Annotated in this window: 17 protein-coding genes and 1 riboswitch; of the genes, 5 read left to right on the forward strand and 12 right to left on the reverse strand. The window is 71.6% G+C overall.

Annotation, left to right across the window (positions count from 1 at the left end; translation table 11 throughout):
• A partial coding sequence (locus tag FRAQA3DRAFT_RS19515) for a toll/interleukin-1 receptor domain-containing protein (RefSeq protein WP_009740773.1) occupies nucleotides 1–434 on the reverse strand: 434 nt, incomplete at its 3' end.
• A gap of 233 nt (nucleotides 435–667) precedes the next feature.
• Between FRAQA3DRAFT_RS19515 and FRAQA3DRAFT_RS19520 the strand changes: the two genes are divergently transcribed.
• Nucleotides 668–2,143 carry a toll/interleukin-1 receptor domain-containing protein gene (locus FRAQA3DRAFT_RS19520; RefSeq protein WP_009740774.1) on the forward strand — a complete coding sequence of 492 codons (1,476 nt, stop codon included), beginning with the start codon at nucleotides 668–670 and terminating at the stop codon, nucleotides 2,141–2,143.
• A 74-nt stretch (nucleotides 2,144–2,217) separates the two neighbouring features.
• On the opposite strand, the gene FRAQA3DRAFT_RS19525 is transcribed toward FRAQA3DRAFT_RS19520, so the two are convergent.
• Nucleotides 2,218–2,823: a CGNR zinc finger domain-containing protein gene (locus FRAQA3DRAFT_RS19525; RefSeq protein ID WP_009740775.1), complete on the reverse strand. Its 606-nt coding sequence runs from the start codon at nucleotides 2,821–2,823 to the stop codon at nucleotides 2,218–2,220.
• 167 nt (nucleotides 2,824–2,990) lie between these two features.
• On the opposite strand from FRAQA3DRAFT_RS19525, the gene FRAQA3DRAFT_RS19530 reads away from it, so the two are divergent.
• Nucleotides 2,991–3,962, forward strand: coding sequence for an alpha/beta fold hydrolase (locus FRAQA3DRAFT_RS19530; protein WP_009740776.1), 972 nt, complete (start codon nucleotides 2,991–2,993; stop codon nucleotides 3,960–3,962).
• 95 nt (nucleotides 3,963–4,057) lie between these two features.
• Here the strand turns inward: FRAQA3DRAFT_RS19530 and thiC are convergent, their stop codons facing one another.
• From thiC to FRAQA3DRAFT_RS19555, 6 genes are all read right to left on the reverse strand, one after another.
• Nucleotides 4,058–5,848, reverse strand: coding sequence for a phosphomethylpyrimidine synthase ThiC (gene thiC / locus FRAQA3DRAFT_RS19535; protein WP_009740777.1), 1,791 nt, complete (start codon nucleotides 5,846–5,848; stop codon nucleotides 4,058–4,060).
• Between the two features lie 46 nt (nucleotides 5,849–5,894).
• Nucleotides 5,895–6,001: riboswitch (TPP riboswitch) on the reverse strand.
• Between the two features lie 202 nt (nucleotides 6,002–6,203).
• On the reverse strand, nucleotides 6,204–6,521 hold the full coding sequence (locus tag FRAQA3DRAFT_RS36175; RefSeq protein WP_035921203.1) for a WD40 repeat domain-containing protein: 318 nt from the start codon (nucleotides 6,519–6,521) through the stop codon (nucleotides 6,204–6,206).
• Between the two features lie 110 nt (nucleotides 6,522–6,631).
• On the reverse strand, nucleotides 6,632–7,642 hold the full coding sequence (locus FRAQA3DRAFT_RS38845; protein ID WP_051054407.1) for a serine/threonine-protein kinase: 1,011 nt from the start codon (nucleotides 7,640–7,642) through the stop codon (nucleotides 6,632–6,634).
• 16 nt (nucleotides 7,643–7,658) lie between these two features.
• Nucleotides 7,659–7,874: a hypothetical protein gene (locus FRAQA3DRAFT_RS38850; protein ID WP_051054409.1), complete on the reverse strand. Its 216-nt coding sequence runs from the start codon at nucleotides 7,872–7,874 to the stop codon at nucleotides 7,659–7,661.
• 157 nt (nucleotides 7,875–8,031) lie between these two features.
• Nucleotides 8,032–9,594, reverse strand: a complete 1,563-nt coding sequence (locus FRAQA3DRAFT_RS19550; RefSeq protein WP_009740780.1) for an ATP-binding cassette domain-containing protein — start codon at nucleotides 9,592–9,594, stop codon at nucleotides 8,032–8,034.
• A complete protein-coding gene (locus FRAQA3DRAFT_RS19555; RefSeq protein WP_009740781.1) occupies nucleotides 9,591–11,600 on the reverse strand; it encodes an ABC transporter permease in 2,010 nt (669 codons plus the stop codon). The genes FRAQA3DRAFT_RS19550 and FRAQA3DRAFT_RS19555 overlap by 4 nt, the downstream gene beginning before the upstream one ends.
• 147 nt (nucleotides 11,601–11,747) lie before the next feature.
• Here FRAQA3DRAFT_RS19555 and FRAQA3DRAFT_RS19560 point away from each other — a divergent pair, with 147 nt between their 5' ends.
• Complete coding sequence (locus FRAQA3DRAFT_RS19560) at nucleotides 11,748–12,983, forward strand: ABC transporter substrate-binding protein (protein WP_009740782.1); 1,236 nt, start codon at nucleotides 11,748–11,750, stop codon at nucleotides 12,981–12,983.
• Nucleotides 12,984–13,500: 517 nt separating this feature from the next.
• Here FRAQA3DRAFT_RS19560 and FRAQA3DRAFT_RS19565 read toward each other — a convergent pair.
• The 3 genes from FRAQA3DRAFT_RS19565 to FRAQA3DRAFT_RS35240 form a co-directional block, all read right to left on the reverse strand.
• Nucleotides 13,501–15,420 carry an ABC transporter ATP-binding protein gene (locus FRAQA3DRAFT_RS19565; protein WP_035921204.1) on the reverse strand — a complete coding sequence of 640 codons (1,920 nt, stop codon included), beginning with the start codon at nucleotides 15,418–15,420 and terminating at the stop codon, nucleotides 13,501–13,503.
• 44 nt (nucleotides 15,421–15,464) lie between these two features.
• A complete protein-coding gene (locus FRAQA3DRAFT_RS19570) occupies nucleotides 15,465–17,198 on the reverse strand; it encodes an ABC transporter ATP-binding protein (RefSeq protein ID WP_009740784.1) in 1,734 nt (577 codons plus the stop codon).
• Between the two features lie 204 nt (nucleotides 17,199–17,402).
• Nucleotides 17,403–17,765 carry a hypothetical protein gene (locus FRAQA3DRAFT_RS35240; RefSeq protein ID WP_157467490.1) on the reverse strand — a complete coding sequence of 121 codons (363 nt, stop codon included), beginning with the start codon at nucleotides 17,763–17,765 and terminating at the stop codon, nucleotides 17,403–17,405.
• A gap of 537 nt (nucleotides 17,766–18,302) precedes the next feature.
• On the opposite strand from FRAQA3DRAFT_RS35240, the gene FRAQA3DRAFT_RS19575 reads away from it, so the two are divergent.
• Nucleotides 18,303–19,097, forward strand: a complete 795-nt coding sequence (locus FRAQA3DRAFT_RS19575; RefSeq protein ID WP_232291667.1) for a hypothetical protein — start codon at nucleotides 18,303–18,305, stop codon at nucleotides 19,095–19,097.
• Nucleotides 19,098–19,224: 127 nt separating this feature from the next.
• Nucleotides 19,225–19,641: a ferritin-like domain-containing protein gene (locus tag FRAQA3DRAFT_RS19580; protein WP_009740786.1), complete on the forward strand. Its 417-nt coding sequence runs from the start codon at nucleotides 19,225–19,227 to the stop codon at nucleotides 19,639–19,641.
• Nucleotides 19,642–19,765: 124 nt separating this feature from the next.
• Here the strand turns inward: FRAQA3DRAFT_RS19580 and FRAQA3DRAFT_RS19585 are convergent, their stop codons facing one another.
• The gene (locus FRAQA3DRAFT_RS19585) at nucleotides 19,766–20,155 is read right to left on the reverse strand and encodes a YccF domain-containing protein (protein ID WP_009740787.1); all 390 of its coding nucleotides are present in this window, start codon (nucleotides 20,153–20,155) and stop codon (nucleotides 19,766–19,768) included.
• Between the last annotated feature and the right edge of the window lie 104 nt (nucleotides 20,156–20,259).

Genomic DNA, 20,259 nt, shown 5'->3' on the forward strand with positions numbered 1-20,259 from the left:
CCGTCTGCGCCCCCGTCTGCGCCGGTCGAGGCCGTCGGGGCACCGGCGGCTGCAGCGGCCGGGCCGGCCCGCCCGGCGAGGCGCAGCACCCCCTCGCGGGCGGCGTCCTCCGGCAGCCCGAACAGGTCGAGGGTGTCGGGCGAGGCCGGGATCTCCGGACCGCCGCAGTCGTCGAGGCGGAACACCAGGCGCCGGCCGCCGGTGGCCATGTTCCCGGTGGCCTGCCATTCATCCTGTCCGTGTAGGGAGCGTAGGTAAGCCCGGGAAAGCAGCACGACGACCTCGCGGCCCTCCCGCAGGCTCTCCCGGAACGCGCGGTTCCAACCGTCGCCGCTGGCGAAGTTCCACGACGCGAGAAGGTTGTACCCGGCCTCCTCCAGGTGCCAGGCAATCCACTCGGCCCACGCCGAATCGGCACGGGCATAAGAGAGCACGAAGTCCCAACGATGCGGTCGGTCACCGGCCGGCCGGTCCACGCGCGACGTTGCATTCCCCCCGGACACGTGACTGATTGTGCCAGTAAATGCACGCTATCGGCCCCCGAGTCGACCGCGACGTAAGATCAGCGAGGAACGTCCGGCGGGGGTCGCGGAACCCGGCGCGGACGGCGGCGGCGCGGCGCTCGCTGGGCCTGGATGCCGGTGCGGCGGGACGGTTCGGGGGAGCGGTGACGGAGCGGCTGACCGACGAGGAAGTCCGGATGCTCGCGCGGGCCTTCCATCTGCCACGCAGCGCCATGGCGGTGCTCGAACGGGCCGGTCTGGAGCGCTGGAAGCAGCCGTCCTGGACGGCGCAGAACGCGCTGGAGTTCTGGGATGAGGTCAACAACCAGCTGTACCTGGGGGTATTGGCGGACGGCCGGGTCCGCATCCTGACCGCGGCGGCGGAGCTCTTCCCCGCCAACAGGGTCTTCGCCGCGGTCGCCGCGCCCGCCCGGTCGGCGGCGGGCGCGGGCCCCCCGGCCGGCGGGGCGGCGCCGACGGCGGGCCCGGCCGGGGCGGATTTCGGCGGCGTGCGCGCGCCGGTCGGCCGCGTCCTGTTCGCCATCGATCCGGTGCGGTTCGGCCCGGTGGGGGTGGGGGTGCCGGTGGTCTGGCGGGACGGCCTGCGCCAGCTCCTGGGCCTGGCCGCGCGCGGCTGCGACCTGCCGGCGGACGCGGTGAGCGTCCAGGACCGGGGGGATGGGCTGCTCGGCGCGGTCCGCGACGACGTGCCGGCGGAGCTCGTGGTCGCGGATCTCATGCGGGAGCTGCGGCACACGCTGCACACCTACAACAGCATGCGAGGCGAGAAGGGTCGGGTCCGGCTGCGGGTCGCGCTGCACCAGGGGCAGGTCGTCGCCGACGAGGGCGCCGGCGTCCGCGGTGGCGCCGCCCAGGCGGCGTCGCGCCTCGTCGACACGCCCGCCCTCAGCCGCCTGCTCGGCGAGTTCCCCACCGCGGAGATGGCCGTCATCATCTCGGCAACCCTGTTCGCGACGACCGTCGACCGACGGCTGCACGATCTGGATCCCGGCTCGTTCCGCCGGGTCGAGACGGACGTCCCCGGCCTCGCCGGCCCCGCCTGGGTCCAGGCGGCGACGCCGGCCGCGGGACCGGCCGGCGACGGGCGGGTGCCCGCGGCGGATCAGCGGCCGGGTCCGCCGCCGGTGGCGTCGATCATCACCGAGGAGCCGCGCCCCGCGGCCGGGTGGGACTTCCTCGTCTCCGCCGCGAAGGAGGACAGCGGCTGGGGTGAATGGTGCGCCTGGCTGCTGGAACGGCAGGGTTACCAGGCGCACCTCGATACGTGGGACGTCGTCGCCGGGGACCACCTGGTGGGCCGCCTCGACGAGGCCGTGTCCCGCTCGCGGCGGACCCTCGTGATCCTCTCCGAGAACTACCTGACCTCGACGAAGGTGCAGGCCGAGTGGCAGGCGGCATGGTCGGCGGACCCGACCGGGATGAAGCGGCGCCTGATCCCGGTGCGGGTCGCCGTGTGCCGCCCGGAGGGGCTGCTGCGGGGCATCAGCTACATCGACCTCGTCGACCTGGACGGCGACACGGCGCAGAGCACCTTCGTCGAGGGGATCGACCGGGCGGTCCAGGGCAGGTACCGGCCGAGCGAACCGCCGCCCTTTCCCGGTGGCCGCCCGCGACCCTGACGACGATCCTGACGTACGGCGACGGACCCTGACGTACGGCGACGGACCCTGACGTACGGCGCGGACGTCGCCGCTCAGCCGCCGGCGGCGCGGGCACGGTGCGCGCGGGCCTTCGCCCGGTTGCCGCAGAGCGCCATGCTGCACCAGCGGCGCTGGCGGCCCCGCGTGCGGTCGTAGAACCACAGTGTGCAGGTAGGCCCGGCGCAGGGTCGGACCAGCGCCCGGTCACCATGGGCGAAAAGATCGGCGGCGGCCCGGGCCGGCGGCACGAGCAGCTCATCAGCGGATGCCCAGCGCTGCCGGTCGACGACCCGCAGGCCCACACCGTCGCGGACGAGCTCGCCAAAGCGGCTGTCCGCGGCCAGCAGCACGTTCAGCCGGGTCAGAGCGTGACCCTCGGGGACGGCGGCGTCCCCCCGGACCCAGCGCGCGATCAACGGGCGCAGCCACTCCCGCAGCTCGACGGCGGCGTGGGCAATGGCATCGAGCCGCGCCGGCGGGAAGCGGGCGGCCAGCTCTGCCGGCTCGGCGTCGGCCACGAGCCCGGCGGCCGCGAGCCAGCGCAGGTAGCCGGGGCCGTCGACGATCAGCTCGAGCGGTCCGTCTGCCGAGCTGACGAGGGTGTTGACGAAGTCCAGAGCCGGATGGTCACCCAGCCCGACCACCGCCGCCACATTCATTGCGTCCCCCTCTGCCCACCAGCCGCACCCGCACCCGCGGGGTAACCATCTTGATGCCACTTGACAGGTTACCTCGAGGTTAGGGTAACTATTAAAAACATCTTTTAGGGGTTACTAGTTGGCTCCGTGCCCGGCATGGCACCCGCAACCCGAGAGCGAGCTCCGTGATGTCCGAGATCCATCACCGCACCGTCCACGTCGACGGGACGGGCGTCTTCGTCCGAGAGGCCGGCGACCCGGCGCGCCCGACCCTGGTCCTGCTGCACGGCTTCCCTTCGAGCAGCCGGCAGTACGTCCGGCTGATCGACCGCCTCGCCGGCGGGTGGCACGTCGTCGCCCCCGACTATCCGGGGTTCGGGCTGTCCGACCCGCTGCCGACCAGCCCCACCTTTGACAGGCTCGCCGAGGTCACCGGGGGCGTCATCGACGCCCTCGGCGTCGACCGGTACGGCCTGTACCTGTTCGACTTCGGCGCGCCCGTCGGATTCCGGGTCTCGCTGGCCCACGACCGACGCGTCCGCGCCGTCGTCGTGCAGAACGCCAACGCCTACCGGGAGGGCTTCGGCCCCGGCGCGGCCGCGCTGGCCGCGTGGTGGGCGGACCGGCAGGGCGCGCAGGCGGCCGCCGACGATCTCGTCAGCCTGGCAGGCACCCGCGCGCAGTGGCTCGCCGGCGCCCGCGACCCCGCGCACGTCGATCCGAGCCAGTACCTCGCCGACCAGGCGATCCTCGACCTGCCAGGCCGGGCGCGGTACATGCAGGACCTGCTGTGGGACTACCGGCACAACCTCGACCGCTACGGAGAGTTCCAGAGCTGGCTGCGCCGGCGCGCCCCCGGCCTGCTGGCCGTCTGGGGAGCCAACGACCCGATCTTCCCCGCCGCCGCTGCCAGGGCGTACCGCGCGGACGTGCCGGACGCCGAAATCGTGCTGCTCGACACCGGCCACTTCGCCCTGGAGGAGGAGGTCGACGCCGTCGCCACGGCCGTCGACGCCTTCCTCGTCAGGCACCTCACCTCTACCGGCGACATCCCCGTCGGCGGCACCTCCACCGGCGACATCCCCGTCGGCGGCGCTCTCGGCGGAACCGCCACGGCGGCGGGCGGGTGGCCGCGCGGCCCCGTCCGCCCGGCACGGTGACGGCCTTCTCCGCCGCCGCCCGTGGCCCGGCGGGTGAGTGCGCGCCGGCCCCGGCCGCCGCCGCGGCGAGCGGTCGGGGCAGGCGCGCGTCGGGCTCAGGGCCGGGCGATCGGCAGGTGGATCCGGTGGCCGGCGGCGGCGAACTCCGCGGCCTTGACCCGCAGACCCGCGGCGATCACCTCGTCCGTCGAGCCGCCGTCGACGGGCGCGCCGGCCGCGGACGTGCCGGTGGGCCCGCCGGTGGCCGGATCCGCGCCGTCCTCGGCCGCCCGCGCCCGCACCTGATGGGAGATCTTCATCGAGCAGAAGTGCGGTCCGCACATCGAGCAGAAATGGGCCGACTTCGCGGCGGGGGCCGGCAGGGTCTCGTCGTGGTAGGACCGGGCGGTGTCCGGGTCCATCGCCAGGTGGAACTGGTCGGCCCAGCGGAACTCGAACCTGGCGTCCGACAGCGCGTCGTCCCACGCCCGGGCGCCGGGATGCCCCTTGGCGAGGTCCGCCGCGTGGGCCGCGATCTTGTAGGCGATGACGCCGGCCTTGACGTCGTCGCGGTCGGGCAGACCGAGGTGTTCCTTCGGGGTGACGTAGCAGAGCATCGCGGTGCCGTGCCAGCCGATCACCGCGGCACCGATCGCCGAGGTGATGTGGTCGTAGCCGGGCGCGACGTCGGTGGTGAGCGGCCCGAGTGTGTAGAACGGCGCGTCGTGGCAGATCTCCCGCTGCAGCCGGACGTTCTCCTCGACCCGGTGCAGCGGGACGTGGCCGGGGCCCTCCACCATCACCTGGACGTCGTGCTCCCATGCGACGCGGGTCAGCTCGCCCAGGGTGGCAAGCTCGGCGAGCTGGGCGTCGTCGTTGGCGTCGGAGATCGAGCCGGGCCGCAGGCCGTCGCCGAGCGAGAACGTCACGTCGTAGGCGGCGAGGATCTCGCACAGCTCGGCGAAGTGGGTGTAGAGGAAGTTCTCCTCGTGGTGGGCGAGGCACCAGGCAGCCAGGATCGAACCGCCGCGCGAGACGATCCCCGTGCGGCGCCGCGCGGTCAGGGGCACGTAGCGCAGCAGCACCCCGGCGTGGACCGTCATGTAGTCCACCCCCTGCTCGCACTGGCGGATGACGGCGTCCCGGTAGACCTCCCAGGTCAGCGCCTCGGGCCGGCCGCCGACCTGCTCCAGCGCCTCGTAGATCGGCACCGTGCCGACCGGGACCGGGGCGTTGCGCAGGATCCACTCGCGGGTTCGGTGGATGTCCGCGCCGGTGGACAGGTCCATGACGGTGTCGGCGCCCCACCGGGTGGCCCAGACCATCTTCTCGACCTCCTCCTCGATCGAGGAGGTGACGGCCGAGTTGCCGAGGTTCGCGTTGATCTTCACCAGGAAGGAACGGCCGATCACCATCGGCTCGGACTCGGGATGGTTCACGTTCGCCGGCAGGACGGCACGCCCGGCGGCGATCTCGGCCCGCACAGTCTCGACTGGCAACCCCTCGCGCAGAGCGACGAACTCCATCTCCCGGGTGATCTCCCCGCGGCGCGCGTAGGCGAGCTGGGTGACGGCTCCCCCGTCGGGCCGGCCCCGCAGCGCGCCGCCCCCGCCGGCAGGGGCGGTGTCACCGCGGGCGGCGATCCACTGCCCCCGCAGCGGCGGCAGGCCCCGGCGCACGTCGATGTCCGCCGCCGGATCGGTGTACGGGCCGGAGGTGTCGTAGAGCACGACACTGTCCCCGGTGGTGAGCACCACCTCCCGCATCGGCACCCGCAGCTGCGGGTCCGCGCCGACGAGCCAGGTCTTGCGACTGCCCGCGAGCGGCCCGGTCGAGACGGCCGGAATGACGCCCGGAATAGTTACGGGGAAGGCCGCGGATTCCGGACGTGAATCCGCGTCTTCCATACCAGAAAAATCCTGGGAGGAAGCGGGTGATGAATGACGGTCGACTGGCGACACCATATGAACTCCCTACGCCGGCATTACCCGGACAGGTTCTGCGGTCGGCGGCCCCAGCCACCCTCTCAGCCCCTAGGTGGAGCTCCCGCGATCAATTCGCGCATGTTCACCATAACCGACCCGGCTCTCGGCCGTCACTCGATTGCGTCCATCGGTCCGATTTCCCGCACCACCGCGCGCAGCGGGACCGGACGGCGGTGCACCGGCCGAGGCCGGGCGTGCCGACCCCCCGTGACCAGCGGCTTCCTCGCCGTCAGCGGACCCGGCGGCATGGGCAGGAACGCGGTCATGCACGTCCTGGTCAACAGGGTGCTCGGTAGGGGACGTTCCGTAGGTAGTGGCGCCATTCGTCCGGGGTGATGCGGTTGGTCGGGGTGGTGCAGGCGCGGCGTGCCAGATTGGCGGGATCAAGGTCCCACAGCCATGCGATGCGGTCATAGCTGGTGGTGGCGAGGGTCTTACCATCGGGGCCGAACGCCACCAGGAGGGCGGCGGTGGAGTCGTGCGAGGGCTGCTCGAACAGGAGGTGAGGATGGTGGGGGTCGGCAACATCCCACAGCCGGACGAAGTTATCTTTGCTGGTGGTCGCCAGGGTTTTGCCGTCCGGGCTGAACGCCACGCCGTAGACCGTGTTGGTGTGGCCGCTGATCTTGGCCAGCTCGGTCAGTGACCAGCCGACGTCAAGCAGGGCCGCGCGGGCTTGCGGGGTGGGGGCGAGTCCGTACGCGGTTACGGCGAGTCGGACAGCGAGATTTTCGTCGTCAGCCTTGACGGCCTGCGCGGCGAGCTTCCGGGAGGCGGCGGGCAGGTCGTCGGAACCTGGCTCGTCGTCGCCAGGGAAAAAGTGGTGGATGGTGGCCGTAGGCATGACGACGACAGCGAAGAGAGCGATCGCCGCGACAAGCCCAGGTCCCTGGCGGGGCCGGTGGTACGGCGGCGGACCGATGAACCCGTTTCCTCGTTCGTCCCGGTCAGGTCGGTGGGAACTGTGGCCAGCGGCTGTGGCAGCAGGTTGGTCGCATCTGTCGAGGCGGCGGCCGCGGTGATGCCCCGTGGCTGGGTCCGAGTGGTCGGGCCTGGCTCGTGGGGCGTGGCGGGCGAAGGGTGGTCGACCAGGAGGGTGTAGAGATGGGCCGCGCTGGGTCTTTCGGCGGGGTTCTTGCTCATGGCCGCGGCCACGATGTTCCGCAGCGGGTGGGGCAGTCCGTCGAGGTGGGGCAGTCCGTCGAGGTGGGGCAGTCCGTCGAGGTGGGGCTGTTCATTGAGGATGCGATACGGCAGCAGTGCCGGCGAGGTGTCGCCGAACGGGAGGCGGCCGGTGGCCGCATAGATGATCACGCCGCCCCACGCGAAGACGTCGATGGCGGAGGTGGGTTCGATGCCCTGAACCTGTTCGGGGGCCATGAATGCGGGTGTGCCGAGGCGTGTCAGGTCGTGGCTGAGGGCGCTGGTGGCGTCCAGAGCGCGGGCGATACCGAAGTCGATGACCCGGGCGCCGGTTGGTGAGAGCAGCACGTTGGATGGTTTGAGGTCGCGATGGATGACCCCGGCGCGGTGGATGACCGACAACGCTGTCGCGACATTGACCGCCACCTGTTCCAGTTCGGCGCGTGGCAGCGGCCCCCGGTCTTTGACCGTGGCCGTCAAGGTAGGGCCGGGAACATAGTCGGTCACGAGGTAGGCGGGTTCGCCGGTGGGATCGGCGTCGAGGGACCTCGGCGGTGCAGAACCCGCGGACACGGCGGGCGTTGGCGGCCTAGCGGCGGAACCGGGCCCGGAACTCGGGGTCCCGCGCGACCTCCGGACGGATCACCTTGACCGCAACGAGACGTCCCCGCGGGCTCCGCCCGAGATAGACCACACCCATCCCGCCATGGCCGAGCCGGCGCAGCAGCACGTAGGCCCCAACCTGCCGCGGGTCGGAAACCACCAGCGGCGTACCGGCCGGTTCGCGCCCCTCCGGTGCGTCCATGCTCACCGATTCCTCAGACCCGCCGAGCCGTCGACCACCGGGTTCCCGCCCCCACCCCAACCCCCAAAAGGCGTAATACAGACATGATGGCAGGAATTACGACGGTTCCACGGACACTTCTATCAACCGTCGCGACGGGCCGGGACCGCCGTGCTGTTCAGGAGGAACTTGTTCCAAGGCCGGACGCCGGCGGCGGGGCGAGGGGCACGGCGGAGGATTCGCCGAGGTAGGTCGCCTCGATGAGGTCGGGGCGGGCGGCGAGCTCCGCGGCGGGCGCGGTCAGCGCGACCCGACCGCGGTCGAGCACGTAGCCGCGGTCGGCCACCCGCAGCGCGAGGGTGGCGAACTGCTCGACGAGCAGCACGCCGGTGGACGTCTCGGCCGCGATTGCGCGCAGCAGCTCGAGCAGCCGTGGCGCGACGCCGGGCGCCAGGCCGAACGACAGCTCGTCCACCAGCAGCAACCGCGGCCGGCGCACGAGGGCGACGGCCAGCGCGAGCCGCTGGCGCTCGCCACCGGACAGCTCACCGGCCGCCCGGTCGAGCAGGCCGCCCAGCTCCGGGAACCAGCCCAGGACCCGCTCGATCTCGCCCCGGTGGCTGCGGCCGGCTGCCAGGCGCAGATTCTCCCGGACGGTCAGCCGGCCCAGCGCCCCGCGCCCCTGCGGGACGACGGCCAGCCCCCGCCGGGCGAGCGTGCTCGGCGCGGGACGCCGGAACCACTCGCCGAACACGCCGACCCGGCCGGCACTCGCCGGCAACAGGCCGGCGGCCGTGCGGATCAGGGTCGTCTTGCCGGCTCCGTTCGCCCCCAGCAGCGCCACGATCTCGCCGGCACGGACGCTCAGCGAGACCTCCCGTAGTACCGGCCCCTCGTTGTAACCGCTGCTCACCCGCTCGAACACGAGCAGCTCGGCTCCCGCCGCCGGCGGCGTCGCTCCGGTCGTCGTTACTTCTGGTGTCGACGAGGCGGCCAAGGAGGTCGCGGTGGCCGAGGCAGCCGGCGCCGGGGGCGAGGCGGGCTCGGAGCCGTCGGAGCCGCCCAGGTAGGCCGCGCGGACGGCCGGATCCGCCCGCACCTGCGCGGGGAGCCCGCGGGCGACGATCCGCCCCCCGTCCAGCACGAGCACCCGGTCGCAGACGTCGAAGACGAGCTGGACGTCGTGATCGACGAGCAGGACGGCGACGCCGCGGCCGGCGATGCGACGGATGCGCGCGGCGAGCTCGCGCCGGTCCGCGGGGTCGAGCCCCGCGGCCGGCTCGTCGAGCAGCAGTACCTTCGGCCCGCCGACGAGGGCGCGGCCGAGGGCCACGGCGGCCCGCTCGTCGTGGCTGAGCGTCGCGGGCAGGCGGTCGGCGATCGCCGCGAGCCCCAGCCGACCGGCGTCCGCCGACCCGGCCTCCGGGCGCGCCACCACGGCGAGGTTCTCCGCCACCGCCAGGCTGTCGAACAGCTCCAGGGCCTGGAAGGTACGGGCGAGCCCGAGCCGCTGCCGCTCGTGCGCCGGCAGCTCCGCCAGCGCGGCACCGTCCAGGTTCACGCTGCCGGCGAAGATCGTCGCGAAGCCGGTGAGCGCGTCGATCAGCGTCGTCTTGCCGGCACCGTTCGGCCCGATGAGGCCAGTGACGCTGCCCGCCTCCAGGGTGAAGGAGACATCCTCGACGATGCGGGTACCGCCCTGCCCGGCGGCGAGCATGTCGACGGACAGCAGCGCGGTCACGGCACACCGCCGGGGTTGACGTTCCTGCCGAGCCACACGTTCCTGCCGAGCCGGCCGGTGCGCCGCGGCTGGCCGGGGCCGACCGGCCGGCCGGCGCGACCAGACCGGTAGACGAGCCCGGCCGGCCGCAGGACGGCCAGCACCACCACCGCGAGACCGCACAGTACCTGCTGGTATTCGCCGAGTCCGGCGACGCGGTCCAGCACCGTGAACGCCAGCCCGCCCGGGACGAGCAGGCCGCCGACCAGCGCCCCGCCGACGCTGGTCACCCCGCCGACGGCCGCAATCGCAAGAAAGAACAGCGAGGCCGTGACCCCGAACGAGTCGAAGGACAGCCGGCCCTGGCCGTACCCGATGAGGCAGCCGCCGAGGCCGGCGAGCGCCGCGGACAGCGTGAACGCCAGCACCTTCGTCCGGCGCACGTCGATCCCGGCCGCGGCCGCCGACCGCTCGTTGGCCCGCACCGCGAGCATCCGCCGGCCCAGGTCCGCGGTGCGCAGGCGGGCCACACCATAGCCGCAGGCGGCGAGCACGGCCAGCGCCAGCAGGCCGAACTGCACCCGGGGGAAGCCGGCCCCGGACAGCCCGAGATCCAGACCGAAGATCTTCGGATTGGGCACGGACGACCCGGCCAGCCCGCCGGTGACCAGCGGATTTCCGAACACCGCCTCCTGGATCGCGACCCCGGCAACCAGCGTGATCAGTGCCAGGTCCACGCCGCGCAGGCGGCGCGACACCACCCCGAGGAACAGCCCGGCGACCGCGGCCGCGAACGTGGCGATCACCGGGGCGACCGGGAAGGGCACGCCGAGCTCGCCCTCCAGCCGGGCCAGCAGGAAACCGGCGACGCCGGCCAGCGACATCTGCGCCAGCGAGAGCTGGCCGACGTATCCCGTCAGCACCACGAACGACAGGCACACCACGGCGCCGGCAAGGCTACGTTCGAGCCCCAGGCGCCAGGAACCGGTCAGCAGAAACAGCGCCACCACCCCGACGGGCACGCCGAGCAGGAGCCCGCCGAGCGGGCGTCGCGGCGGCTCGACCACCGGCAGCGGCGCCGACACGACCGCGCCCGCCGCCCGGCCCGGGATCAGCGTGCCGCGCCGGCCCGCCACGGCGAGGACGAGGATCATCGGCAGCAGCGCCCGCAGCCCCGGCTGGTTCAGCCAGCCGACATCCTGCTGCAGCGGCAGCAGGAACCCCTGCGCGACGCCGAGGCCGAACGCTCCGGCGACGGTCAGACCGAACGAGGACAGCCCGCCGAGTAGGGCCGCGGCGAGCGCGGGTACGACGAACAGCGAGTAGCTCGTCGGGTTCAACGCGCTGATCGGGGCGACCAGGATGCCGGCCAGCGCGGCGAGCACCGCCGCCAGCATCCAGTTCGCCGCCGCGATCCAGCCCGGCCGACGGCCGAGCAGCGCGGTGGTCTCCTCGTCGTCGGCGACGGCCCGGGTCGCGAGGCCGAACATGGTCCAGCGCGACATCGCCCACAGGCCGGCGGCGGCCACGACGACGAGGCCGGCCAGCAGCAGCCGGTCGCTCGGCACGGTGACGCCGAGCAGGTGCAGCGGGGACTGGGGCAGCACCGGGTCGAGGAAACGGTTGTCCGAGCCGAACTGGACGACGGCGACGGCCTGCAACGCGATCGTCAGGCCGACGGCGGCGACGACGGTCATCATCGGCTGCGCCCGCCGCAACGGCCGGAAGACCAGCAGATAGGACGCCAATGCCAGCAGGGCGGCCATCACGAGAGAAACCGACAATGCCAACCCGAACGTGGGGGTGTCGGTGAGATGAATTCGCGGCGGCAACCCGACGACGGGCAGGACAAGGTCGCCGACCTCGCGCAGCTCGGCATACTGATAAGTGGCGTACATGGCGAAGGCGCCATGCGCGATGTTGATGACGCCGGAGGCGCGGAAGGTGAGCACGAGCCCAAGTCCGAGCGCCGCGTACACCGCGCCTGGGCCGAGGCCCAGCAGCATTGCGGCTACATAGGTGGTCACGGGGCTCCCGAGCAGATGTCCAGCATCGAAGTCGACGGACGGGCGACGAGCCGGAAGAGTGGGCGGACGGTCACCGAATCACTCCCGTCCCACCGATCGGCGGTCTCACCCAGGAACCGGGTGAGATGGAGTGTAGCTTGAGCGCCCGTGAGACAAGCTTCCCGCGTCCTCCTCGCGTTCTCCGTCGCCCTGTCCGTCGCCATGGCCGGCGCCGGATGCACGAGCCAGCGTGGTGGCTCGTCGGGCGACGCAGCCGGCGGCGCCACGGCGAGCCGCCTGACCGGGCCGCCGGTGACCCTCGGCTTCGTCACCGTCGAGAACAGCACTCTCGGGTCATACCCGGAGACCCGGCGGGCGGCGCAGGCCGCCGTGGACCACGCGAATGCCGCGCTCGGCGGCGTCGGCGGGCGACCGCTGCGGCTGGCGACCTGCGCCACCGACGGTTCCCCGGAATCCTCCCAGAACTGCGCCAACCGGCTCGTCGCGGAAAAGCCGATCGCGGTGGTCGGCGGCATCGATTTCGGCACGCAGGCCGCGATGCCGGTCTACGAGGCGGCCCATATCCCCTACGTCACCGGCTCCCCGCAGCTCAGCGGGGAACTTAATTCCAAGAACGCGTTCACACTTTCCGGCGGCACGGTCGCGGAACTACTCGGCCTCACTGACTACCTCACCGGCACCCGACACATTCGCAGCGCACACGCATTGTACGTGGACCTGCCCGGACTGCTCACAGCCGCCATCAAGGGATCCCAGAACATTCTCCGCAAGAAGGGCGTCACCGACGTCCGGCTGATCGCCGAGAAAGCTGACGCGGCAGACTTCGCGCCCGCTCTCACCCAGGCCGCCGCCGGCAACCCGGACGCCATTATCGTCGTTTTCCAGGCGGCGGCGTGCGCCCGGATCGTCCAGGCCGCGGCCGCACTGAACATTCACAGCGACATCTATTTCGTCGGCGCCTGCGCCACGCCCGCGGTGCCGCGGGCCGCCGGCGGCCGCACCGACAACCTCTACTTCGCCTCCAGCTACCTCCCCGTCGGGACCAGCGGTGGGGACGCCGACACGGCGGCCTTCCGCAAGGCGGTGCGAGAGGCGGACCGCACCTCGGCGTCGCAGGGCGCCTTCTCGACCGTGCTCGACATCCGGGCCCTGCTGGCGAAGGCCCCGCAGCCGAGCTCGGACGGCCTGCTCACCGCGCTGCGCGCCACGCACGACCAGCCGAACGTCATGGCCCATCCGTACACCTGCGACGGCAAGCAGATCGAGATCTTCCCGGCCGTCTGCAACACCGCCGTGCGGCTGCTGCGCTGGAAGGACAACTCCTTCTCCGACGTGACCGGAACCTGGCAGGACGGCCGCCAGCTCATCACCCTGATCAACTGACCGCACGCCGCCCGAGGACAGGATCTTCCTGTGACAGCCCGAGCGAGCGGGCAAGAGGGAATTCCGAGCGGCCACCCACCGTAATTCCGACCCGCCTCCCTCCTTTCGGTGGGGCTCCGACCTGGGCTTTCGTACGAACTTCTCCGGTATGAGCCGGCCCAGAGAAGGAGGCCAGTAGGTGCAATCAGCTCATTGACAACCGCGGCCACCAAGCCGTTTCCCGACTGCCAATTCCGCGATCCCCCCTTCGGACGGCTACATCCTCGGTGGACCGGCATCGCCGGACGCGGCGCGAAGCGGCTGGTCGGGCGCCTGGCCGCCCGGCCAGCCGCGCGGTCAGGCGAGTCCCCCGCCGCGACCCGTACACCGTCGTGCCACCGCTCCGCCCCCGAAAGGCCCGAAGGTGCCCCCCCCCCCCGCGACCCTTGCCGCCGAGCGGCCTCCTCCGGAGGAGGCCGTCTCCGGAGGATGAGAGCGGACGCCGCTTCGAACATCTCCCTTCCCCGACGTGCGGCGCTCAGATCTCCACGGCGGCCTGGGCGAACTGCGACTGGTACAGCCGGGCGTACGCGCCGCCCGCGGCGAGCAGCCCGACGTGATCGCCCTGTTCGACGATCCCGCCGTTCTCCATCACCAGGATGGTGTCGGCGTCGCGGATGGTGGACAGCCGGTGGGCGATGACGAAGGCGGTCCGGCCCGCCCGCAGCGTCGACATGGCCTGCTGGATGAGGACCTCCGTGCGGGTGTCCACCGAGCTCGTGGCCTCGTCGAGGACCAGGATCAACGGTTCGACGAGGAACGCGCGGGCGATGGTGATCAGCTGCTTCTCGCCACCGCTGACGCCGGTCCCCTCGTCGTCGAGCACCGTGTCGTAGCCGGCCGGAAGGGTGCGCACGAAGCGGTCGACGTGGGCGGCCCGGGCCGCCGCCACGACCTGCTCACGGGTGACGCCCTCGGCCCCGTAGGCGATGTTCTCGGCGATGGTGCCGCCGAACAGCCAGGTGTCCTGCAGCACCATGCCGATCTGGGCGCGCAGCTCGTCGCGGGTCATGGCGGCGATGTCGACGCCGTCGAGGGTGATCCGCCCCGAGGTCACGTCGTAGAAGCGCATCAGCAGGTTGATCAGCGTCGTCTTGCCGGCCCCGGTGGGACCCACGATCGCGATCGTGTGGCCCGGCTCGGCGACCAGGGAGAGATCCTCGATCAGCGGCTTGTCCGGCTTGTAGCGGAACGCGACGTGCTCGAACGCGACCCGGCCGCGCAGCTGCTCGGGACGCGCCGGCGCTACCGGGTCGGGCTCCTGCTCGGCGGTGTCCAGCAGGTCGAACACCCGCTCCGCGGAGGCCACCCCGGACTGGACGAGGTTCGCCATGCTGGCGGCCTGCGACAGCGGCTGGCTGAACTGGCGCGAGTACTGGATGAACGCCTGGACGTCGCCGATCGACAGCGCCCCCGAGGCCACCCGCAGACCGCCGATCACGGCCACCAGGACGTAGTTGAGGTTGCCGATGAACATCATCGCCGGCTGCATGAACCCGGAGATGGACTGGGCCCGCCAACTCGCCGCGTACAACTGCTCGTTGTACTCCTGGAAGGTCCGGGCCGACTCCTCCTGACGACCGAACGCGCGGACGAGGGTGTGCCCGGTGTACATCTCCTCGACGTGGGCGTTGAGCCGGCCCGTGATCTTCCACTGGGCGACGAACTGCGGCTGGGCGAGCTTGCCGACGCGCGTCGCCACCACGACCGACAGCGGCACCGTCACCAGCGCGATCAGGGCGAGCTCCCAGGAGATCCAGAACATCATCGACAGCACGCCGAGGATGGTCAGCCCCGAGACGACGATCTGCGACACGCTCTGCTGGAGGCTCTGACCGAGGTTGTCGATGTCGTTGGTGACCCGGCTGAGCACCTCCCCGCGCGGCTGGCTGTCGAAGTAGCGGGTGGGCAGCCGCGAGATCTTGCGCTGCACGTCCTCGCGCAGCTCGCCGATCACCCGCTGGATCGCCAGGTTCGTGAGGTGGGCCTGCAGCACACCGCAGATCCCGGCGAGCGCGTAGACGATGGCGACCCACAGCAGCACCGTGCCGATCGCGCCGAAGTCCATCCCCCGGCCGGGCGTGACGTCCAGCGAGGCGAGCAGGTCGGCCTGGGTCCCGTGCCCGGCGGCCCGCAGCGCGGCGACGTTCTGCTCCTTCGACGTCCCGGCGGGCAGCCGCCGGCTGAAGATCCCCGCGAACACCAGGTCGGTGGCCTGGCCGAGCAGCCGGGGCCCGGTCACGGTGAGTCCGACGCTCACCGTCGCCAACCCCACGGCGACCGTCAGCAGATGGCGCTGCGGCCGCAGCAGGCGCAGCAGCCGCCGGCCCGAACCGGCGAAGTCCGCGGACTTCTCGGCGGCGCCCTGACCACCGAGGAAACGCGCCGGGCCGGCCATCGGAGCCGGGGCACGGCGTGGTGCCGGCGTGGGAGCGGTCCCGCTCACGCGGCCTCCTGCTCGGTGAGCTGCGAGAGCACGATCTCGCGGTAGGTCGGGTTGTCGGCCATGAGCTGGTGATGGGTGCCCACCCCGACCACCTCGCCGCGTTCCAGCACGACGATCTGGTCGGCGTCGCGGATGGTGGCCACCCGCTGGGCGACGATCACGACGGTCGCGTCGGCCGTCTCCTGGGCCAGCGCCGCCCGCAGGCGGGCGTCGGTGGCGTAGTCGAGGGCCGAGAAGGAGTCGTCGAACAGGTAGATCTCGGGGCGGTGGACCAGCAGCCGGGCGATGCAGAGCCGCTGGCGCTGCCCGCCGGAGACGTTCGTGCCGCCCTGGGCGATCGGGGTGTCGAGCCCGTCCGGCATCGCCTCGACGAACTCCCTCGCCTGCGCGGTCTCCAGGGCCTGCCAGAGCTCGTCGTCGGTGGCGTCGGGATTGCCGTAGCGCAGGTTCGACGCGACGGTCCCGGAGAACAGGTACGGCCGCTGCGGCACGACGCCGACGGTACGCGCGAGCACGGCCGGATCGATGTCGCGGACGTCGACCCCGTCGACCAGCACGGCGCCTTCGGTCGTCTCGGCGAGCCGCGGGATGAGGCCGAGCAGGGTCGTCTTCCCACTGCCCGTGCTGCCGATGACGGCGGTCGTCTGGCCGGGGCGGGCGGTGAGGCTGACGCCGCGCAGCACCGGGTCCTCCGCCCCCGGGTAGTGGAAGCCCACCCCCCGCAGCTCCAGCAGGCCGTGAGCCCGCAGCTCGCGCACCGGATTGTCCGGCGGCCGCAGCGAGGAGTCCGTCGCCAGCACGTCCTGGATGCGTTCGGCGCAGACCTCCGCGCGCGGGATCATCATGAACATGAACGTCGCCATCATGACCGACATGAGAATCTGCATGAGGTAGCTGAGGAACGCGGTCAGCGCGCCGATCTGCATGTGGCCCGCGTCGATGCGGTGCGCCCCGAACCAGAGCACCGCGACGCTGGAGAAGTTCACGACCGTGAGCACCAGCGGGAACATCAATGCCATCAGGCGGCCGAAACGCAGCGAGACGTCGGTCAGCTCGGTGTTGGCCACCCCGAACCGCCGCCGCTCGTGGTCGTCGCGGACGAAGGCACGGATGACCCGCAGCCCCGTGATCTGCTCGCGCAGGATCCGGTTGACCGTGTCCAGGTGCTCCTGCATGGCCCGCCCGAGCGGACGCATCCGCCGCACGATCAGCGTGATGATGACCGCGAGGATCGGGACGATCACGACCAGGAGCAGGGACAGCCCGGCGTCCTGGTTCACCGCGAGGATGATGCCGCCGATGCACATGATCGGCGCGGAGACCATCAGCGTGAAGCTGAGCAGCACCAGCATCTGCACCTGCTGGACGTCGTTGGTCGCCCGCGTGATGAGCGAGGGAGCGCCGAAGCGGCCGACCTCGCGGACCGAGAAGGCCTGCACCCGGTCGAACACCGCCGCCCGCAGGTCCCGCCCGATGGCCATCGCCGTCCGCGCGCCGAAGAAGACCGCCGCGCCCGCGCAGACGAGCTGCACGATGCTGACGCCGAGCATGACCCCGCCGATCCGCAGGATGTAACCCGTGTCGCCGACCACCACTCCGTGGTCGATGATGTCGGCGTTCAGGGTCGGCAGATATAGCATGCCGATCGTCGAGACCAGTTGCAGCGCCACGAGGATCGCGATGGGCCGCTGGTAGCGGGCCAGATGCGCCCGCAGAAGTCGGATGAGCATGCGGTCCCTCTCTGCAGCGGCGATACCCGGTCGACCAGGGCGTCCCGCAGTCGTGGGACACCGAGCAGGTCCCCCACCGTCATGACGGCTACGGCGAGCGGCGACCCCCATGATCCACTGGCGGGTGGTGGATGACGGGACAGCGGTCGCACGCTCCGCCTGACGACGGGTGACGCGCCATGGACGCGTGGCGACCTTACGGCCTCAACCCGACGTCAGGTCAAGGCGTTTCCGATCGAGCGCGGCCATCTCGACGATGTGGCTGCGTCGATGGAAGGTTGACGGTGCGTTATCCATCCAAAACTTCGAGGGGACGCCTCCTGCGATGATCAAAGTGCGACGATCACGCGCGGCAACCGACGGCGAGCCGACAACCGATCCTGACCAGCGACCACCAGCCAATGGCCACCAGCCAATGGCCACCAGCCGATGGCCGCCGGCTAACGGCCACCAGCGGTGGCGAACCTTTTCCGCACCCGAATTTTCGGGGGGATCGATGTTTCCCGGCGTTTTCGGCAGCCGGGATACCCCGACGCCGCTCCGGCGCCCAAGAAGAGCGATGATCACCGCCGCGGGTTCCGGATCGTCCGCATGCCGATGGTCGGGATGCCCGATCGTACCGCGGCCGGGCCGACGCCGGCCGCCGATACGCGACTTCGGCCATGCGCCCCCGCCTCCGAGCGGAGGGTTGTCGACGCAACAGATTTCGGTGAGGTGGCGTAAGCAGCCATATTATTCCGGCCCGGGAGCACCATGCCAGGACAGTTGACACCGGAGCGTGTGCGCGCGTAGTCGTAGGTGCGCAACCACCGGTCCGCGGCGGAAAGGAACCGATAGTGTCAGTGCGAGCTGCGCGTCGACCCATGCCCGGGGCGCCGCCCCCGGGGGGACCGGATGCCGATGACTCGTAGTGACGTTGCATGGGGAACGGAGGCCGACGCCAGTTCGCTCGCAGGCGCACCGTCACAACGATCGGATGGACTGTCGATGACTCTTTCCGGCGCTCGCCCTCGAGGACCAAGACCCGAACTCGAAAACCGGAGTCAGCTCACGCTGCTGCACCATCTGCATGAACTGAACCGCCCTTACCGGGTGAGTTACGAGATGGTGGTGCGGAAAGTTTGGTCCGACAGCGAAGATATCAAGATCCGGCGCGCCCGGGCACGCGATCTCAGCCGCCAGTTCCGGGGCGAGAAGCAGATCGACTGGAATGTCATCGAGAACTACGTGGAGCTGCTGTACCCGGAGGATCAGTCGCAGCGGGTGGCACAGCTCGAGCGGTGTCGGCCGCTGCATCTTCAGGCGTTCGGGCCGACGAGCGACCCGGACACCGACCGGGTATCGAGCGCGGCCATCGATCCGGCGTACGTCGCCGATCTCGAACGGCAGCTGGTCGAGGCCCGCATGCGAGCCGCCTTCGCCACCGCGCTCCTGGTGATCGTCCGTTCCGAGAACGCCGTGCTACGCGGAAAGAACGCGCACTTCGGCTGGTTCCAGACCCGCGGCCCGGCCGAGGAATCCGAGGGGACGCCGGTGCCCCCGACCGAGTCCGGGGAACCGGTGACGGCGCCCATCCAGCGGCGGCAGGGCCACCGCGCCGGTCATCACTACCGCCGGGACCGTCCGATCGTCGCGTTCAGCGAACTCGTCGGGGAGCAGCCGAGCCCCTCCGGCTGGAGCGCGGCGGGTCCGCTGCCCTCCCCGGCGTCGGACTCCCTGCATTCGGCCCCGACCGGCCCCACGCCCGTGATCGAGGCGTTCCAACGACGAGCCCAGGAGGCTACCCGCACCGCCGCGTCCCCGGAGAACGCCCGCGGGCGCCGCGGCGCCAAGGCGGCCGGGGGCGAACCCGACATCCTTGCCGGGCCGGAACGCAAGCGGCGCGGCCGGGGGCGGTGACGGCGCGCCGGCTCCGGGCAGGCAACCGAGGTGCCGTCAAGGCATGACTGCGCCGAGAACGGGCATCCCCGCTCAGACCGCCCGGACGCCATCCCGGCGGAGCCTGAGACAGGGGAGGACACAGGGCATGGATCGGGAGACCTTCGTCAAGCTGCTCAACGACGACCTCAGCTCCGAGTACCAGTCGATCGTCCAGTACATCCAGCACGGCGCGGTCATCACGGGCGCCGAGTACCTGAACGTCGCCGACGAGATCAAGCGGCACCTGCCGCAGGAGCTCAGTCACGCCCAGATCCTGGCCGAGCAGATCTCCTTCCTCGGCGGGACGCCGACCGTCGACGTAGCCCAGGTCCACCCGTCGAACGGGGCCCAGGAAGCGCTGCACGACGATCTCCGGTTGGAGTCCGAGCAGCTCGACCGGTACCGCGAGCGGTTCAGCCAGGCCAACGAACTGGGCCTCGCCGACGTCGCCGAGGCGCTGCGCCCCCTGCTCGAACAGACCCAGGAGCACGTCCGCGACCTACAGGCGGCGCTGGGCCGCTGAGCCGGCGCGCCGGGCCGGCGGACATCACCGGCCCGGTGCCGCGGCCCGAGCGACGTGGCGGTGGCAGGAGACGCGGCGGCAGGGAACGTGGCGGCGGCAGGGACCCGCTGCGGCGACGAGCCGCTCAGGCGGGGACCGGGCTGTCCACGTCCACGATCTCCTTGCCCAGCGGCATCAGCGACACCGGGATGAGCTTGAAGTTCGCCAGGCCGAGCGGAATACCGATGATGGTCAGGCACAGCGCGATCCCGGTGGTGAGATGCCCGAGGGCGAGCCACCAGCCGGCGAGAATGATCCACAGAATGTTGCCGACCAGGGACGCCCCGCCGGCGTCCGGGCGGTCGACGACCCGCCGACCGAACGGCCACAGCGCGAAGTTGGCCATCCGCAATGACGCGATGCCGAACGGAATGGTGATGATGAGGATGAAGCAGATCAGTGCCGCCAGGGCATAACCGATGGCAAGCCAGATACCGCAGAGCACCAGCCAGATGACGTTGAGCACGACACGCATTCGCGCACCCTCTCCCGGATCGAGACCGGTCGTCGCTGACGCCCGCGGGCGCCAGCCGCAACGCGGGCGGACATCGCCTGCGGAACTTTACCCACCGAGTGCTG

The sequence above is a fragment of the Frankia sp. QA3 genome, assembly GCF_000262465.1.
In the GTDB taxonomy this organism is placed as follows: domain Bacteria; phylum Actinomycetota; class Actinomycetes; order Frankiales; family Frankiaceae; genus Frankia.

Coding starts and splice junctions, on each gene's coding strand:
- thiC (WP_009740777.1), bottom strand. CDS start 5,848: ATGGAAGACGCGGATTCACGTCCGGAATCCGCGGCCTTCCCCGTAACT.
- FRAQA3DRAFT_RS19525 (WP_009740775.1), bottom strand. CDS start 2,823: ATGAATGTGGCGGCGGTGGTCGGGCTGGGTGACCATCCGGCTCTGGAC.
- FRAQA3DRAFT_RS19570 (WP_009740784.1), bottom strand. CDS start 17,198: ATGCTCATCCGACTTCTGCGGGCGCATCTGGCCCGCTACCAGCGGCCC.
- FRAQA3DRAFT_RS19580 (WP_009740786.1), top strand. CDS start 19,225: ATGGATCGGGAGACCTTCGTCAAGCTGCTCAACGACGACCTCAGCTCC.
- FRAQA3DRAFT_RS19565 (WP_035921204.1), bottom strand. CDS start 15,420: ATGGCCGGCCCGGCGCGTTTCCTCGGTGGTCAGGGCGCCGCCGAGAAG.
- FRAQA3DRAFT_RS38850 (WP_051054409.1), bottom strand. CDS start 7,874: ATGGACGCACCGGAGGGGCGCGAACCGGCCGGTACGCCGCTGGTGGTT.
- FRAQA3DRAFT_RS19585 (WP_009740787.1), bottom strand. CDS start 20,155: ATGCGTGTCGTGCTCAACGTCATCTGGCTGGTGCTCTGCGGTATCTGG.
- FRAQA3DRAFT_RS19530 (WP_009740776.1), top strand. CDS start 2,991: ATGTCCGAGATCCATCACCGCACCGTCCACGTCGACGGGACGGGCGTC.
- FRAQA3DRAFT_RS19575 (WP_232291667.1), top strand. CDS start 18,303: ATGGTGGTGCGGAAAGTTTGGTCCGACAGCGAAGATATCAAGATCCGG.